The sequence below is a fragment of the Turicimonas sp. TL08 genome, assembly GCF_054660695.1.
In genome coordinates, this window is the sequence record NZ_BAAGDP010000092.1 from 1 (window position 1) to 288 (window position 288).

The following is a 288-nucleotide window of genomic DNA, read 5'->3' on the forward strand; positions in this document are numbered from 1 at the left end:
CTTTTGAATTTGCATATTCATTTGGTCTTTGCCACTAAGTACAGACGATATGTATTTACCAAACAGATATTGGACGCACTGAAAATAATTTTTCCCTCAGTTTGTAATGATTTTGAAGCTGACTTAGTAGAGTTTGATGGCGAAAAATATCACGTTCATTAGTTAATTACTTACCCACCTAAAGTCTCTATATCTCGTTCAGTCAATTCTCTGAAAGGAGTATCAAGCCGTCTTATTCGAAAAAAGAAATATCCCTCCATTCGTAGCATGTTATGGGGGGATGCTCTC

At 36.1% G+C, this 288-nt stretch carries 1 pseudogene; it reads left to right on the forward strand.

Going from position 1 to position 288, the window contains the following annotated elements:
• Positions 1-3: 3 nt before the first annotated feature.
• Positions 4-288: pseudogene (gene tnpA, locus ACYQ4O_RS13080) on the forward strand (IS200/IS605 family transposase); the annotation flags it as partial.